Annotated in this window: 13 protein-coding genes and 4 pseudogenes; 10 read left to right on the top strand and 7 right to left on the bottom strand. The window is 67.0% G+C overall.

Translation table 11 applies throughout. From position 1 onward, the window contains the following. Positions 1-380 precede the first annotated feature (380 nt). On the bottom strand, positions 381-941 hold the full coding sequence (locus tag ACFVH5_RS06135) for a hypothetical protein (protein WP_385832404.1): 561 nt from the start codon (positions 939-941) through the stop codon (positions 381-383). 287 nt (positions 942-1228) lie between these two features. Between ACFVH5_RS06135 and ACFVH5_RS06130 the strand changes: the two are divergent. Beyond that, a pseudogene (locus ACFVH5_RS06130) lies at positions 1229-1891 on the top strand (IS701 family transposase); the annotation flags it as partial. 284 nt (positions 1892-2175) lie between these two features. Continuing rightward, entirely contained in the window at positions 2176-2487 is a 312-nt protein-coding gene (locus tag ACFVH5_RS06125) for a hypothetical protein (protein ID WP_385832403.1), read from the top strand. A 111-nt stretch (positions 2488-2598) separates the two neighbouring features. Here the strand turns inward: ACFVH5_RS06125 and ACFVH5_RS06120 are convergent, their stop codons facing one another. Next, the gene (locus ACFVH5_RS06120; RefSeq protein WP_385832402.1) at positions 2599-3102 is read right to left on the bottom strand and encodes a hypothetical protein; all 504 of its coding nucleotides are present in this window, start codon (positions 3100-3102) and stop codon (positions 2599-2601) included. A 344-nt stretch (positions 3103-3446) separates the two neighbouring features. On the opposite strand from ACFVH5_RS06120, the gene ACFVH5_RS06115 reads away from it, so the two are divergent. After that, a complete protein-coding gene (locus ACFVH5_RS06115; RefSeq protein ID WP_385832401.1) occupies positions 3447-4007 on the top strand; it encodes an SMI1/KNR4 family protein in 561 nt (186 codons plus the stop codon). A gap of 31 nt (positions 4008-4038) precedes the next feature. Here ACFVH5_RS06115 and ACFVH5_RS06110 read toward each other — a convergent pair. Then, positions 4039-4254: pseudogene (locus tag ACFVH5_RS06110) on the bottom strand (transposase); the annotation flags it as partial. A 773-nt stretch (positions 4255-5027) separates the two neighbouring features. On the opposite strand from ACFVH5_RS06110, the gene ACFVH5_RS06105 reads away from it, so the two are divergent. From ACFVH5_RS06105 to ACFVH5_RS06085, 5 genes and pseudogenes are all read left to right on the top strand, one after another. Further along, positions 5028-5531 (top strand): hypothetical protein, encoded by a 504-nt coding sequence (locus ACFVH5_RS06105; RefSeq protein WP_385832400.1) that lies wholly within the window; start codon positions 5028-5030, stop codon positions 5529-5531. 93 nt (positions 5532-5624) lie between these two features. Next, positions 5625-6413 (top strand): annotated as a pseudogene (locus ACFVH5_RS06100) (IS5 family transposase). 482 nt (positions 6414-6895) lie between these two features. Then, positions 6896-7426 (top strand): annotated as a pseudogene (locus ACFVH5_RS06095) (enolase C-terminal domain-like protein); the annotation flags it as partial. Positions 7427-7863: 437 nt separating this feature from the next. Then, complete coding sequence (locus ACFVH5_RS06090) at positions 7864-8712, top strand: oxidoreductase (RefSeq protein WP_385832399.1); 849 nt, start codon at positions 7864-7866, stop codon at positions 8710-8712. Then, entirely contained in the window at positions 8709-9326 is a 618-nt protein-coding gene (locus ACFVH5_RS06085) for a TetR/AcrR family transcriptional regulator (RefSeq protein ID WP_385832398.1), read from the top strand. Before ACFVH5_RS06090 ends, ACFVH5_RS06085 begins: the two co-directional genes overlap by 4 nt. Positions 9327-9560: 234 nt before the next feature. Here ACFVH5_RS06085 and ACFVH5_RS06080 read toward each other — a convergent pair whose 3' ends face one another. From ACFVH5_RS06080 to ACFVH5_RS06070, 3 genes are all read right to left on the bottom strand, one after another. Next, positions 9561-9734: a hypothetical protein gene (locus ACFVH5_RS06080; protein WP_385832397.1), complete on the bottom strand. Its 174-nt coding sequence runs from the start codon at positions 9732-9734 to the stop codon at positions 9561-9563. Positions 9735-9904: 170 nt separating this feature from the next. After that, positions 9905-10975 (bottom strand): saccharopine dehydrogenase NADP-binding domain-containing protein, encoded by a 1071-nt coding sequence (locus ACFVH5_RS06075; RefSeq protein WP_385832396.1) that lies wholly within the window; start codon positions 10973-10975, stop codon positions 9905-9907. Positions 10976-11027: 52 nt separating this feature from the next. After that, positions 11028-11960, bottom strand: coding sequence for an NADP-dependent oxidoreductase (locus ACFVH5_RS06070; RefSeq protein WP_385832395.1), 933 nt, complete (start codon positions 11958-11960; stop codon positions 11028-11030). A 114-nt stretch (positions 11961-12074) separates the two neighbouring features. Here ACFVH5_RS06070 and ACFVH5_RS06065 point away from each other — a divergent pair, with 114 nt between their 5' ends. Further along, the gene (locus ACFVH5_RS06065) at positions 12075-12641 is read left to right on the top strand and encodes a TetR family transcriptional regulator (protein ID WP_385832394.1); all 567 of its coding nucleotides are present in this window, start codon (positions 12075-12077) and stop codon (positions 12639-12641) included. 1292 nt (positions 12642-13933) lie between these two features. On the opposite strand, the gene ACFVH5_RS06060 is transcribed toward ACFVH5_RS06065, so the two are convergent. After that, positions 13934-14647: a TetR family transcriptional regulator gene (locus ACFVH5_RS06060; protein ID WP_385832393.1), complete on the bottom strand. Its 714-nt coding sequence runs from the start codon at positions 14645-14647 to the stop codon at positions 13934-13936. Between the two features lie 103 nt (positions 14648-14750). Here ACFVH5_RS06060 and ACFVH5_RS06055 point away from each other — a divergent pair, with 103 nt between their 5' ends. Then, complete coding sequence (locus ACFVH5_RS06055) at positions 14751-15215, top strand: SRPBCC domain-containing protein (protein ID WP_385832392.1); 465 nt, start codon at positions 14751-14753, stop codon at positions 15213-15215. The last annotated feature ends 423 nt before the right edge of the window (positions 15216-15638 follow it).

Raw genomic sequence — 15638 nt, 5'->3', positions numbered from 1 at the left:
CGCGTGTCCAGAGCGCGAGGTCAATTGTTCAACGGCGTGAGGCCCTGCTGGTGATGCTCATGATGTTCGACGTCTCCTCCAGTGCCTCTTGGAGTCGTTCGTTGCGCAGAGCAAGGCGCTGGATCTGTGCAGCAGCGACGGTGAGCTGAGCGGTCAGCTCGCGGTTGTGTCGGCGGAGTTTCGCGTTGCGGGCGACGAGTCTGTCGTGCGCGGTCGGTCCGCTGCGAGGGGCGGTGGGGGTGGCTCGGTGATCAGCGATTTCTCGGGCGATGTCAGGGTAATGGCGGCGGAAGGTGGTGTTGGTCAGGTCTAGTACTCCAGTGGTAGATCGTGATCACGAGCCGCTGTGGCGGGTTCGTCAGTCACTACGGGGAGGGGGCTTACTGTCCGCCGAGTTGGAGCACAGCAACCACGTACAAGCTCCCGGCCACGATCAGAAGCAGAAAAGAGAGAACCGTATGGGCGACGATCCCTTGCCCTGGAGCAAGGCCCAGATGCGCCCGGGCCGCACGGCTCACATGGGGCCCGGTGACGCCTCGCGCGGCGTTCGCGTCCGCCTTCTCGATCGCTCGGCGTAGTTTCCTGCGGCTTCTCTCTGTCTCAATACCAAGGCGCACACCGTTGGCGTCGCGCACCCACAGCGTCCGGTACGCGCTGCCGTACGAAAAGGTCGTCAGCAGTCGGACGGAGGTGATCTGGTTGAGATCGACGGACCGCTCGCCGGTCAAGGTGCGCGCAGTCAAGTGCGACGATGAGTGCCGGAACGGGGCTCGCTCCTCGCACAACGCGGGCAGGAGGACGAAGCCGACGATCACGGACAGCAGGCCAAGCACGATGGGTGCGCCGTTCGGGGCTACCCCCGCCCTGGCCAGCCCGTAGCCGCCGAGAGGCAGCAGAAGAACCGTCACCGCCAGGCCCGATCCGATGCGGGCACGTGCCACGCTGCAGGTTGTGGTTGCTTCCACTGACGCCCCCGTTTCTGTCGGCGGACATCAGCATGCAGGTACGGCGGACCTTCGCACATTGCCAGCGTCCGGCAATCTTCTGCTCGGGATCCGCCGGGGGCCGGGCCCAAGTATCACGACGACTCCGTGATCTCGTCGTTCGCCGCGGGAACAGGACGGCCACCGCGTGATCTTGGTGAGGTGTGTGGACTCTCCAAGATAGTGCGGTGGCCGCGCGCCACGGTGTAGACCCTGCCCGCTGGCAGGACGCGTTCGAGGCCCTGATGAGCCGGATATCGGACCGGTTCACGTGGGTTGAACCACGGCGCCAGGCGAAGGCCATGCTGTTCGGGCTGCTGTCAGACCTCCCGCGCAAGAACTGCTGGTCGATCGCCGAGTGGGCTGGACAGACGAACCCGGACGATATGCAGCACCTGCTCGGCCGGGCCAGGTGGGATGCCGACCGCGTGCGTGATGACGTGTGTGAGTACGTGCTGGAGCATCTGCACGACGAGGGCGCGGTGCTGGTGGTCGACGAGACCGGGGACGTAAAGAAGGGCACGCACACTGTGACCGTCCAGCGTCAATACACCGGAACCGCCGGGAGGATCGAAAACGCGCAGGTAGCGGTCTACCTCGTGTACACCGGGCGCCGCGGGCACGCGGCGGTGGACCGCGAGCTGTATATCCCGCGCTCGTGGACGTGCGACCCGGATCGCTGCCGGCCCGCTGGGCTGGGCGAGAACACCGTCTTCGCGACCAAGCCGGAACTCGCCGCCCGCATGATCAGCCGGTTCTTCGACGCCGGGCGCCACGTGGGCGGGGTCACGAGGGACGAGGTCTACGGCGGCAGCCCGACGTGACGGTCCGCGCTGCAGGAGCGCGGCATCGGCTACGTGCTCGCCGTCGCCTGCGCTCATGAAGTCACCCCCGGTGCCGGGAAGTTCGACACCGCCGTCGACGAAGTGATCGTCCTGACCACCCCGCACTTCATCGAAAAGCTCTTCCACCAGGACTGGGCCAGCCGGGCCAAGCACCAGGTGGGCGTTGGGGTGTTGAAGCTCATCGCCTACCACGACGATGCCCAGTGACCCGCTGGGGCATGCGCACCATGTGATCTCCTCAGGCTGCCCTACGCCGCCTGAGTCCCTAGTTGTCGGGCGAGGCGGCAGCCAGGCGGGCCGGCCGACAACGTCTGCGATGCTGGCCCTCTCACAGGAACGGGGAACGCGTGACCGAGTCGATTGCCGGATGGATCTGGGGCCGCAACCTGCGTGCCTTCCTTGAGTTGCTGTCCAGCTACGCCGGATACGCCTTCGACGAAGCCGATTGGGAAACCATCGACGCCGCAGTCCAGGACGCTGACGACGAAGCGCCCGACAGCTGGTACTCGTATCCACTGGTCGGCACGAACGAGACCTTCGAGGTCGCCCTCGCTCAAGCCGTCGGCGGCCAGGAAATGTCCATCAGCATCACAGGAACCACGACACCTGAGCTACGGCTCCGCGCCGACACACTCCTGTCCGCCTTCGCCAGCATCTGACCACCGGCATGTTCGACCGCAGCGCACCACGTTCCGCTGCCACTTGACGGCTTAGACGCCTGAGGTGTCTCACGGGGCAGCCGTCCCCGCGCCGACGGGCGGTAGCCCGCATCAGTCTCCGGGTGTGTAGGCGCAGATCAGGGAGCCGAACAGGGCCGGGTCAAAGGCTGAGAGCAGCACCTTCAGCGCCCGTTCCGCGGCGGGCTGGAGGGCGTTCGGGGGCAGGCGCAGGCAGACCTCGTGCAGGTCAGTCAGCTCGCGTACCGCGGAGCCGTGTTGGAAGGTGCTGTCGGAGTAGGCCTGTGCCAGCCGTCGAAAGGCCGGGTCGCCGTTCTCCAGCATCTCCACGGGCAAGCCGTTGAAGAGATCCGTCACGCGCGTGCAGGCCCACAGGGCCAGCGCGGCCACCTGGGCCGGATTCCGGCCCAACCCTTCCAGCGAGTCCTGGCGGCAGTCGTCGCAGCCCTCGCGGGCCGCCCCGTACAGCCGGGCCACCGCAGTGCCGTCCACGGTCAGGGCACGGCCCTGGCCGTTCAGCCAGGCCGGGTCGTAGGGGGCCGGGCCTCCCAGCTCGCGGGCGATATCACGCTCATGGCGGTGGTCGACAAGGTTCACGGCTCGCTCGTTCCCGTCGGACGGAACACACGCGTACCGATCTGAGCATCCCCGCCCTGCGCGCTCCGCACCGGCACCGACCGCAAACAGCCGAAAAGCGACGGCAATCATCCATCTCTGACCGACGCGTGAGCACAGGGCGACCGCTTCTGGTCGCAGTGAGAACCCGTCCTTGAACCCCGAGCGACCTTGAGGTGGCTTGATTGTCAGTAGTTCCTCGTACCCTCTGGCAGGTAGGACGACCTCTCCAACGCCACCCATGCGGTGGCCTGGCCCTTGAAGCCGGAGCATCCATGCTCCATCCAGACGACGTTACCTCCCCATGGATCAGGATCCGCCGATGGTTGGAGAGCAATGCCGCTGTCAGCGCGCAAGCACTCAACCCCCCGGCCGCCGACGCGGACATCCAGCATCTGAACGACTCCCTCGGCTTCCGCATACCCCAGGTCCTCGAAACCTGGCTGCGCCTGAACAACGGAAGTTCCACGAAGGACTCCAGAATCCCCATTCCTGCAGGGCTCCAGCTTGTTCCTCACCTGGACTCCAAGATCTTTCCCGGCGGAGAGGTGTTCCTCGACTGTCAGAGCATCATCGACCGCCACCAGCAGTTTCTCCGTATTGCCGATGACATTGGAGACGACGACTGGTGGAAGCCATCGTGGATTCCTGTCCTGGCCGAGACGGATGCGCACTATGGACTGCTTCTGGACGTCGGCCGGGCCGACGAGAGCGCCCCGGCTCCGGTCCTGGCCTACCGCGAGACCGACTACGCCAAGCACTACGCCTCATCACTGGGACACGTCCTGAACGCTGTAGCCAACGCGCTGGAGGACGGCCGGGAAGGCGGCGTACTCACGCGTGGCCGGCACGCACACGTGAAGGACGGCCGGGTGATCTGGGACTGACCGGCATTCGTTGCCGTTCAGACGAAGCCGCTCACGCAGCGACGCTCGATGCCGGCCATGGCTTCGCGGCGTTGGGAAACACTGGCTGCCCGGTGAGCCGACACGTCATGAGCATGACTGCGGCGAGGGTGAGCATCGCTTCGGAGTGCTCGGGCCGGGTCTCATAGTCCCGGGCATTCCGGCGGGCGTGAAGCCACCACGCCAGCGACCTCTCCACCACCCACCGACGCGGCAGAATCACAAATCCCTGCGCGGTCTAGGACGTCCTTCAGCATCCCGAGCACGGGGACACCCGCGGGTGGTCCTACCTGCGGCGCAGGGCTTTATTGCTGCACCTGTTGGCGGAGTACGGCATGCGTCCGCCGATCCAGGCCGTGCCGTCGACTGACGATCCCGAACGCGCGGCCCTTTGGTACGAGGCTTTGCAGGAACGGGGTCCTGACCTCGATCTGTTCAGACAGCCAGCTCCTAGCGCTGAGTCGGCTTCGCCAGCACACGCTCAGGGCCGACTACGCAATCGATGTCGCCGAATCAGACCAACGATGACCGTCGTGCCTGACCGCTCCCATACGGGGTCCCCGCCACCACAGGCACCCCAAGGCCGTTCCGGCTATTTGCGCCATTTCGGATCCCGGGCCTCGCACACCAACGCAACAGGTCGGACCAAGATCCGGGCCAGGGGCGGGCCAACTCGGTTCAGCACGAGGCGCTTTCACCCATACCCACAGGTCAGAGGCCATGGCGAACCTGTACCACCAGCAGACGAAAAACCTCCTGGTGTCGTACTCGCCGAAGAAGCTGGGCTTCTTCTAGACGCCGAAAAAGGGCGCCTGACAAGGCACTTCACCTGTCGGGCGCCCTTCCCGGCATGCATCTAAGACTCGTAACACGATCTTGCTGAGGTGCGTGGTGTGCCCGAGCCCTTCGGTTGGCGCTCGCTCAGTTCAGGTGGCACTTTGGGCGCTGGGCTGGCACGCGATGCCGGGCCGCAGGGGATGGTCGCTCGAAGGGGCGGATCACGTGAGCGCAAGGGCGGGACGGGCGCGCTGGGAGTTGCTGCCCGGAGCCGGGCTGGGGCCACTGCGGTTCCGGATGAGCCCGGCCGAGGTCGCCGACGCGCTCCGGGTCTGTGAGCCGAAGAAACGGGTGGGCGGTCCCTATGAGCAGGAAGACTTCGCCGACGGGGTGAAGGTGTTCTACGAAGCAGGCGAGTTGGCTTGCATTGCCCTGGATGCGGTCACGGGTCCGCAGGTCTTGCTGGCGGACTTTGCACTGGCCGGCCGCGATCCCGAGCAGGCGCACAAGTTCCTCCTTGACTACGCAGCCGAGCACGCGAGTTGCTTGTTGTACACACCCGATGACTCCCTCGCCCTGACCGATCTGGGGCTTCTTGTGCGCACACAGGAGGTCGGTGGCGTGCGGATGTCGCGACCGGTCATCGTGAGGGAGGACTGGTTGGAGTCGGAGTACCACCGCGATCGCCTTCCTTTGGAAGGCGTCCCGGCTGGCGATGCATCGCCCTGACCGTCGTAGGTGCGCGTGCCGATTCCGCAGCGGAACGGGCGTGACCGGTGTGACGATTCGGCCGTTTGGGAGAGTGTGAGTGTTCGACGGTGGATTGCGGAAGATGACCTCTGGGCGTTGATCGAGCCGTTGCTGCCGTCCTGGCCGCAGAAGGCCCCCGGCCCCAAGCCGGTGGATAACCTGTTGTGCCTGCAGGCATCCTGTACGTGCTCTACAACGACGTCAGCCGGCAAATGCTGGAGCTGGGGTTCGGCTCCGGACAGACCTGCTGGCGTCGGCTGGGCCGGTGGCACGAGGCCGACGTCTTTGGGAATCTGCACCGCATCATGCTCGCCGAGTTGCACGCGGCTGATGCCTTGGACTGGACGCGGGCCTGCGTGGACGCCTCCCACATCCGCGCGAAAGGGGAGGCGAAGCCATTGGCCCATCACCGGTCGACCGCGGGAAGACGGGCAGTAAACGCCATCTGATCTGCGACGGCAGGGGTACCCCGTTCAAGGTCATCACCACTGCGGCCAACGTCAACGACGTCACCCAGACCCTCGCGCTGGTCGACGGCATGCCGCCCGTCGCGGGGAAGCCGGGCCGTCCGCGTAGGCGTCCCGACGCGCTTTTGGGCGACAAAGGCTACGACAGCAACCCCAACCGGCGCGAGCTGCGCAGACGACGGATCCTGCCGGTGATCTCCCGCAAGGGCGCCCCCAAAGTCCCCCCGACATCGCGGACTTGGGCAAGCTCCGCTACGTCGTTGAGTAGACCTTCGCGCTCCTGCACCGCGCCTGTCCGTCCGCTGGGAAAGACGTCTCGACCTGCACGAATGCTCTCGTTTCCCTGGCCTGCGGACTCATCTGCTGGAGACGTCTCAAGAAGGTCCGCCCATGATCGTGTTACGAGCTCTCATGCCTGGATGCGGCCTTGACATGCAGATGTCGGATCATGCCGGGAGGTGGTGTTCTCGCCGGTGAGGCGGGGTCATGACCAGTCTCGTAAGTCGACGACTCACGCGTGAGAGCAGGTTGAACCGGCGGAGAGTCTGGTCGACCTGCCTGATATCTATTCATCTCGAAAGATCTGGGCGCGTAGTTCCAGTAGATCAACGCAATCGCGGAGATCTGGCGTCGGTGTGCCAGCACGCTCGCGAATCAATGCGACGGCCTGGATGGGGCGACCACCGGCAATCAGTTCCGTCGGAGCTGGCAGGTGATTACGGCCACCACATGCTAAGGGAAAAGGGGCGTTTGCGGCAGCTGTGCGAGAACCAGGTCGGCCGGCTGCCCGGCGTCGCTTGCGGGGGCTGGTGACACTTCCAGCTACAGTCGACCGCAGTGACTCCGAACCGGTGAGTGTCGAAACCGCCTCGTCGATTGATGGTCGACGCCAACCAGCAGTGGGACCGACCCACCGCCCAGCGTATGGGTCGCGCCCTGGAGGAGTTCGACCTCGTCTGGACTGAGGAGCCCCTCGACGCCTACGACGCGGCGGGCCACGCCGCCCTCGCCGCAACTCTCGACACCCCGTTCGCCACCGGCGAGATGCTCGCCAGCGTGGCCGAACACGTCGAGCTGATCCGTCGACACGCCTGTGACGTCATCCAGCCCGACGCACCCCGAATCGGCGGCATCACCCAGTTCCTTAAGCTCGCTGCCCTCGCTGAGCACCACCACCTTCAAGCTCGCACCCCACTTCGCCATGGAGATCCACCTCCGCCTCGCCGCCGCCTACCCGATCGAGCCCTGGGTGGAGCACTTCGACTGGCTGGAGCCCCTTTTCAACGAACATCCGGAGATCCGTGGCGGTCGTATGCACGTCTCCCCCGCCCAGGTCTCGGGGTCACCCTCAGCAACCAGGCCCGTGCCTGGACGAACGCCGTCCATGAGGTCGGCGGCCGTCCCTGACCCGCGCCCCGTCCGGCCTCACACCCGACACTCCTATCGAGGTTGCCATGCCTGCTCCACGTCTTACCGGCCCGAGTCGGCGCGTTGTCCTCGCCGGCACGGTCGCCGGAACAGCGACCACCGTCCTGGCAGGACTGGGCCCGTCGCCCGCGCAGGCGGCCGCCAAGAGGGCTCCAGCCTTCGCCACCCTTCAAAATGACCGCTTCTGCCGGGACACCGACGACAACCCGACCCACTCCCAGGGCAGCGGGGTCTTCAAGTTCGGTGACCCGTACCACTGGTCTGGGGTCCGCTACACCGGGCCGAGCTTTGCCACCGGGGCCCGACCCGCCCCTACGGCAGAGAATCAACACAGTAACGATAAAAATCGACGTTGTGTAGACTTCTGTTGAAGGGGCAACCCGGCTCTCCCACGAAACCTCTCCGGAAGAAGAACCGTGAAGAAGCAAAACTGGCTCATCACCGGCGTCAGTACTGGTCTGGGGCGCGCTTTCGCCCAAGCCGCCCTGGCCGCCGGGCACACCGTCGTCGGCACCGTCCGTTCCGAGAAGGACCTGCGGTCGTTCGAAGAGCTCAGGCCCGGGCACGCTCACGCTCGTATCCTGGACGTGACGGACGACGACGCCGTCTCCAGCGTGGTCGCGGAGGTCGAAAGCAGCGTCGGCCCGCTGGACGTGGTCGTCGCCAACGCCGGATACGGCCTGGAAGGGACCTTCGAGGAAACCTCGCTGGCCGAGGTGCGGCGGCAGTTCGAGGTCAACGTGTTCGGGGCGGTGGCCACCTTGCAGGCGGCGCTGCCTCACATGCGCCGGCGCCGCCGAGGGCACTTGATGGCTGTCACCTCCATGGGCGGGCTGATGGCGGTGCCCGGCATGTCCGCCTACTGCGGCAGCAAGTTCGCCCTGGAAGGCATCCTCGAGGCGCTGGGAAAGGAGGTCGCGCAGTTCGGTATCCACGTGACGGCGATCGAGCCAGGCTCCTTCCGTACCGACTGGGCCGGACGGTCCATGACACGCACCGCGCAGTCCGTCGACGACTACGACGAGCTGTTCACCCCCATCCGTGAGGCGCGACAGAAGGCTAGCGGGAACCAGCTGGGCAATCCGGCCAAGGCCGGGGAAGCGGTCGTGCACATCACGTCGGTCGAGCAACCGCCGGCCCACCTCGTTCTGGGCTCGGACGCGCTGCGGCTGGTCACTACCGCGCGCACGGAGGTGGACGAGGACATCCGTACGTGGGAGACACTCTCGCGTACAACCGACTTCGCCGACGGAGCTCAGCTTTGACACCCGGCGACCAGCCCGCCCGGAGCCGCCGCACCGCCGAACGCAAGGGCGACGTCCGGGAGCGGGCCATCCTCGACACCTGCGAGGCCCTGCTGGTGCAAAAGGGCTACGACGCGATGACCGTCGGAGACATCGCCCAGGGCGCGGGCATCACCCGCGGTGCTCTGTACTTCTACTTCGGCTCCAAGCAGGAAGTGGTCACGGCACTCACGGCCCGGACCGTCAAGCACCTGTGGGAACGGTCTGAAGTCACCGCACGGACCGACGAGCCGCGCCAGGCCATCGCAGCGGCCCTGCAGCGCACGGTCGAGCTGTGGAACGAGCACGGCCTGGTCATGCGCACGGCGATCGATCTGTCGTTGACCGTGCCGGAGATCGGCGAGCTGTGGAAGCGCACAGCCGACCTGTTCATCGCGGCCATCACCGCTGTCCTGGAGCGCGCCGGCATCCAGGCCGGCGCCGCACCAGACCAGGCCCCGGCGATGGCACGTGTCCTGTGCTGGATGATCGAGCGGACCTTCTACCACGCCTCACAGGAATCCCGCGAGAAGCTCCAGGAGGCGTCGGCAACCTGCGAACACATCTGGCTGACCAGCGCCGGCCTGACCACCTGACACATCTGCGATGGACGTGGTGAGGCGCGCAACCATGAAGTTCCGGTCGGCCCTTGCCCATGAAGTGGACACTTTTCGTGTCGTTATGAGGCGAGGTCGCCGGTGGCCAGATGCTGTTCGTAGGCGATCGGGGCCCCAGCTTTTCACCCCGGGGCCGCCGCTGGTCTGCCTCGGAGGTAAGGCAGCTCAACAGAGCACACTCAAAGGCCCCATGCCGGCGGGCGGCAGATCAGGTCACAGGCGAGTGGGGCCGTCGGGCAGACGGCTCAGCCGGCCGCGATCGACGAGTCCGACCAGCTTGCTGCGTAGCAGTTCCAGTTTGGACCGCACGCTGACATCCACCCCCACCACCTCGCCGACCTCGCGGGCCCTGACCGGTCCGGCTGGCTGGCTGGCTGGCTGGCGCACGGTAGCGAGGATGGCGCCGACAGCCCGACGGGAGCACGGTCCCCTCCGCCTACGGCGTGCGGTGCGGCATCAGCATCACCGCCCGACCGCCTGCCTGCCCCGGCGCCGGGGCGGCCGAGGCGCGCTCGTCGGCGAGCGGCTCAGCCGTTGCGGGCCGGATCGGACTCCTGTCATCGCTGGCCGGGCTGGGGCAACAGGTATTCGGCGCCGCACGATTCGGCGAGGGCAGGGCCGAAGAGGGCGGCCGGGGTGTATGCGCCAGGTCGGCCCTCACCAGCCAGCAGCAGCCGAGCGATCTCCGCAGGCACTGTTCCGGTGTACTCCTGCGCGTCACCCAGGCGCAGCCAGCCCTCTCTGGTCTCGCCGTCCGCCCAGATGACGACGGCGTGCCCCCAGGAGTGATCACGCGGCCGTTCCTTAGCCTTGACGTGTACCCGTGCGAGGCGGCGTGTGGTGAACGATCGCAGCCGCTCCCACCGCATGAGCGTGCTCACGGCCGGCATCATCGCCCGGATCGCGGGCGAGGACGGTGCCTCGCTGGACGCCGAAAGGACATGGCGGGCGCCGCTCGCCCGGTGGGCCGCGAGAAGTTCACCCAACGGCATGCTCGCCGTGGTCACTTGCGATCCGTCCGGCAGGGTGAGACGCACCGCATCGCTGAACATGCGGGTGGGTGCCAGGCGGCCGTCAGTGATCCGGCGGCCTTCAAGGCTGCCCAAGAGGGTGCTGATCAAGGCTTCACCAGCGGTGCCTTCCTCCATCGCGATCGAGGGCACCATGTCGACCCGGACCCGGAGCGGTGCGGGACGGCCCTGGCACAGCTTCGCCACTACGCTCTCGGTGGCGGTCACGCCGAACCCGGCGCCGGTGACCAGCGTGTGACCCGCCTGGGTCGCCGCGTCGTGCATCGCGAACGCAGCGGAGAGCGCCGCGACATCGTTCGCCAGGTCGATGTAGTGGCTGCCGGCGGCACGGCAGGCGTCGACAACCTCAGGGGCCGTCGCAGTGAACGGCCCGACCGTGTTGATGACCACGCCGGGTCGTCGCTGACGGATTTCCGAGGCGGCGGCGGCAAGGGAAGGAGCCAGCAGGGTTTCGCTGCCGGTCCGCTCCGCTGCGGCGTGCAGGCGGTTCGCGTCCCGGCCGACGAGGACGGCTGTCAGACCACGCCGGGCGAGCTGCGCCGCGATGCTGCGGCCGCTGCGCCCGGCGCCGCCGAGTACCCAGATCTGTGCACTCATTCGAAGAGCTCCTGTAGTAGGGCTGAAGCCGACGATCGGGCAGGCCTGAGCGTCAGTCGGTCGTGATGACGAGCTTGCCGCCCTTGGGCGTGCCGTCGCGCTCGAGTTCCGTGAGCGCCTTGACGGCCTCCGTGAGCGGCACCGTGCGGGCGATCGGGACCCGCAGGGTGCCCTGTCCGGCGGCGCGCGCGACCTCCTCAAGATCCTCTGACGAGACCTGGGCGACCAGGACGCGGAAGGGGCCCGGCAGAGCGGCCTTCACGAACGTCGTGGGCGTGGGGTGGAGGCTGACGATGCGCCCGCCCGGCTTGAGCAGCCGCTTCGCCCTTTTGTCGGACAGCGTGTGGGCGGTATCGAGGACGATGTCGAATAGGCCGCTGAGCGCCTCCGGGTCGAAGCCGAAATCGACGATCGGGTCGATGCCAAGGTCACGGGCATCCTGCGTGGCGGTGTCGCGGCAACTGCCGCCTACCGAAGCCCCGCGTGCCAAAGCGATCTGAGCGGCGGCTCGGCCGACTCCGCCGAGGCAGCCGTTGATGAACACGGTGTGCCCGGGCTGCAGCTTGCCCTTCTTGGTCAGGGCCTGGAAGGCGGTGAGCCCGACGGTCGGAACAGCGGCGGCCTCCTCGAAGGAGAGGTTCGCAGGCTTCCTCACGACCGCCTTCTCGTCGGCGACGACCACCTCACCGAAGGCCCCCGACGCCTTGATCGATGCTCCGCCCAGCACTTCGTCGCCGACACCGAGTCGGGTGACGCCCGGCCCGACCACCTCGACGACGCCCGCAAAGTCATGGCCCAGTCCGCGGGGGAAGGTCCGCCCGGTCGCCATCTTCAAGGCGCCGCTGCGGAGCCCCCAGTCCATCGGATTGGCTGCCGCGGCCCGCACCCGGATCAGGACCTGACCACTACCGGGCCGGGCCGGCTCGAACTCCTCCAGTCGCATGAGTTCAGGACCGCCGTACTGGTGGTACTGGATCCGCTTCATAGCCGCCTCCAAGTGATGTCATATCGTGACATCACTTTAGCACCTGTGATGTCACGAGATGACATCACTTGGGGTGGAGGCATGTCACCAGGTGACCTCACCTACACTCGCAGCATGGGACGCTGGGAACCTGGGGCCAGAGAGCGACTGCGCGAGGCCGCGCTGGAACTGTTCATGGAACGCGGCTTCGAACACACGATGGTGGCCGACATCGCCCAGCGCGCCGGTGTTACCGCCCGCACCTTCTTCCGGTACTTCTCCGACAAACGCGAGGTCCTTTTCGACGGCTCGGCCGACCTGTCGAAGCAAGTGCAGGACATCGTGGAAACGATGCCGCCCACGGCATCGGCAATGAACGTCGTCGCTGCCGTGCTCGAAGCCGTGGCCCAGCTCGCGGGCGACGACCGTGACCGCGCAAGGGCACGCCAGGCAGTGATCACTGCCAACACCGATCTCCGCGAACGCGAGCTGATCAAGCAAGCAGCCCTGACGGCCGCGCTGACCGACGCTCTGCGGCAGCGAGGTATCGGCACCACCGAGGCCAGCCTGGCCGCCGAGACCGGCAGCGCCGTGTTCCGCGTCGCCTTCAGCCAATGGAGCGACGCCACCGAGAAGCGCGACTTGCGGGACGTCATCCGCGAGACCCTGATCCGCCTTCGGAGCCTCGCCGCCGCCGAATAGCCCGGCACACCGGGCGAGTTCCGCAGCGAATCGACTTGAGCCAATTCACGCCCGGAACGCACGAAGGGAAGACTCCGCCGAGACGGCTGACATGGTGCGTGGATGTCAGCTCGTCCCTCCCAGCGGATGCGGAGACGGCGGTCGCAGTACAAGGCAGCCCGCAGGGCTCTGTGATGGCCCCCAGGGGGCACGTAGAGGCGTTGCCGGACGGGTCGAGCTGTTCGGCGCGGAGTGCCTGGGTCAGGCGGCAGGCGTCCGGGGGTCACAGGGCACGGCGGTCACGAAAGGCGTCAGGCGTATCGCGGCCGGGGCGTCGCAGGCCGTGGGCACGGAGGTCATGACGCCGGCAGTGGCCTGTCGACGGCGGTGAGCGCACGGGTGGCGTCCGAGGCGCGCGGACGGACGCCTGCTGAACGGCAGATCCGGAGCAGGAGCTCGCGGCAGCGGATGGACTGCACGTCGGGTACCCGATCGGCTAGTTGATCTCTGCCGTGATCACGGCGGCCGCGATGACGCGCCTTACGCGGACGCCGCGGTCGGTGAGGCTCTCCTGGTGCCACGGGACGGATGCACACGGTGGTGCCGTCCGAGAGCAGGGCGTGGACTTCTGATCGGCTGAGTGCTTCGTCCGTCATCGCTTCTCCTCAAGGCCTCTGGGCATACCCGGAGCCGGTCCCGCCGACTCCGGCACCATCAGGTCACTGCCCGAGGAAGCCGCTACCGCAGAAAAACCGGCTCCTGCCCGCAGACCTCGTAAGTGTGCAGGTGACGGTGGACGCCGCCGCGGCCGATCTGCTGGAGTTGTCGACCAGTTCCTTCACGTACGCCCCTGTTGGCGACCAGGGCCACGACGTCGGCATGGTCGTAGAGCGGAGAAACCTCGACGAGGTCCCAGCCGACAGCGGGCAGTGCGCCGCCGCCTTGACACCGGACTGCGTCAAGGAGTTGCCCAGGCGGCAGCCGAGCGGGTGCCGAGGAGGACGTCGTGTACGCGTACGGAGCAAGGACCGACGACATCAACGTCGACCGAGAGAAACAGACCTTCGCAGTCGGCGAGGGCCCGTCGGAAGCCGTTGGTCGAAGCGCTCCGAGCCCTCCCCCGGGTCCGACCGCGACAGCTGGCCCGCGAACCGGTGGGCGTCGCGGCGGAGAGATCGACGACGCCCGCGGCCAGGACGCACCCGCCCCGGGATAGCTGTTCTACCCACGGAGGTTGGTGACGAGTCCTGGTCGGCAGGTGCGCCGGAGGAACGGTGATACCCCTCGCCGCTACGCCGGACCGGTCGACTGATTCACGAGCTGCGCCGGGCAGGGGCGAATGAGCTAAGTCCGGCGTCGATAAGTTGGGCTGCGCGTTGGACGTCGGCGCTGACCTCATCGTGCAGTTCCTCGGAGGTCTGGGCGCGATGCAGGTGCCTGCGCAGCGCCTGGAACTGGACGGGCCACAGCGCGAGCAGGGCGGCCGCGGCGATCTGGGGTTCAGGATCGTCCGGGCTCATCTCAGTGCGCCGGGCCAGGATTTCGGCGGCAACGGCGACCTGCTGGTCGGTCATGTCGCGCTGATATGCCCGCAGGGACGGAGTCGATCGGATCAGCATGCCGAAGCGAAGCAGAACAGCCTTGGCCTGGGTCCAGTCGTCCTGCGCCGTCAGCCAGGACGTGAGGCCCGCCAGTTGGCCGGACAAGATCTCCAATACCGCCTCGACCGGCGACAGGTCCGGATCGGCCAGTGTGGTCCGCAGGGAGATCAACGTGGTTTCGCCCAGGTCCAGGACAAGGGATTCCTTGGTGGGGAAGTAGTTGAACACGGTCTTCTCCGACACCCCGCAGGCGTCGGCGATCTCCGCGACACGCACAGCATCGAAGCCCCGGTCCATGAACATCTCGGTGGCCGTGTCGGACAGCTGCTGCCGGAGCAGCCGTTTCTTGCGCTCCCGCAGCCCCTCGACTGCAGGCTCCTCTTCACGGCCCCGCAAGGCCGTCCAGTCCACGGTGCGCGTACTCATCACTGAAGCATAGTCCGGACAGTCCAAATCCTTCTGCTACTGTAAATTTACAGTGCCTGAATTTTTAGCCGAGCTTGACGCGCCCATACCCGAGGAGCCCTTCATGAGCGCCATCCACATCGTCCGCGAGTACCCACACCCACGACAGAAGGTCTGGCGTGCGGTCACCGATCCGGAACTGATCCCACTGTGGACGGCCACCGGCGCCGGCGCTCGGCCGGAGGGCTTCGCCACCGCGGTCGGCACCACGTTCAAGTTCATCGCGAAACCGAAGCCCGGCTGGAGCGGCGTCGTGGTGTGCAAAGTGCTGGAGGTGCGCGAGCCTGCGCTACTGCGCTACTCGTGGCAGGACGAAGGTGGCGGCGAGGTGACCGAGGTCGCCTACCGGCTCGAACCGCACGGCAACGGAACGCGCTTCACCTACGACCACACCGGCTTCACCGGCGCCGGAGGCTTCTTCATGGCCAAAATCCTCGGCTCGGTCCGCACCAAAATGCTCACCACGGGCCTGCCTGCCATGCTCGACGACCTCAACGACCAAGGAACCCTGCACCCCGAAAACCCCTGAACCCCAAACGGCTCTCCAGGCAAGGGCAGCGCGAGAACCCGCTGAACAGCAGCCACCTCCGAACATCACCGTTCGCCGGCACCACCTAGCGGCCGGATGGGTCCGCGAGCGCCTCCTGGAACAGTGCTGACGCGAACTTGCCGACCCCCGGCTGGCCGCTCGCCCGATCCACGCGATCGCCGCCCGGTGGGGGTTCGCCAGCCCCGCGCACTTCAGAGCCGGGCTTTCCGCAGCGCCTACGGCGTTCCGCCGGGCCAGTACCGCCAACAGCCCGCGACAGTGAGCGCAGGCTAAAGACCAGTGCGCTCACCCGCAACGACAGGCCCGGCCACGGCGCGCACCCTTCACGAGGAAGGAACGAGTCTGCAGGCCCACTCGACGCCCGGGCCGCCCACGATGCCGATGACCATCAGCAGCACGGGC

This window comes from Streptomyces sp. NPDC127119 (assembly GCF_042677425.1).
GTDB lineage: Bacteria > Actinomycetota > Actinomycetes > Streptomycetales > Streptomycetaceae > Streptomyces.
Note: the sequence above shows the minus strand (reverse complement) of the source record. Positions and strands in the feature narration are given on the sequence as shown.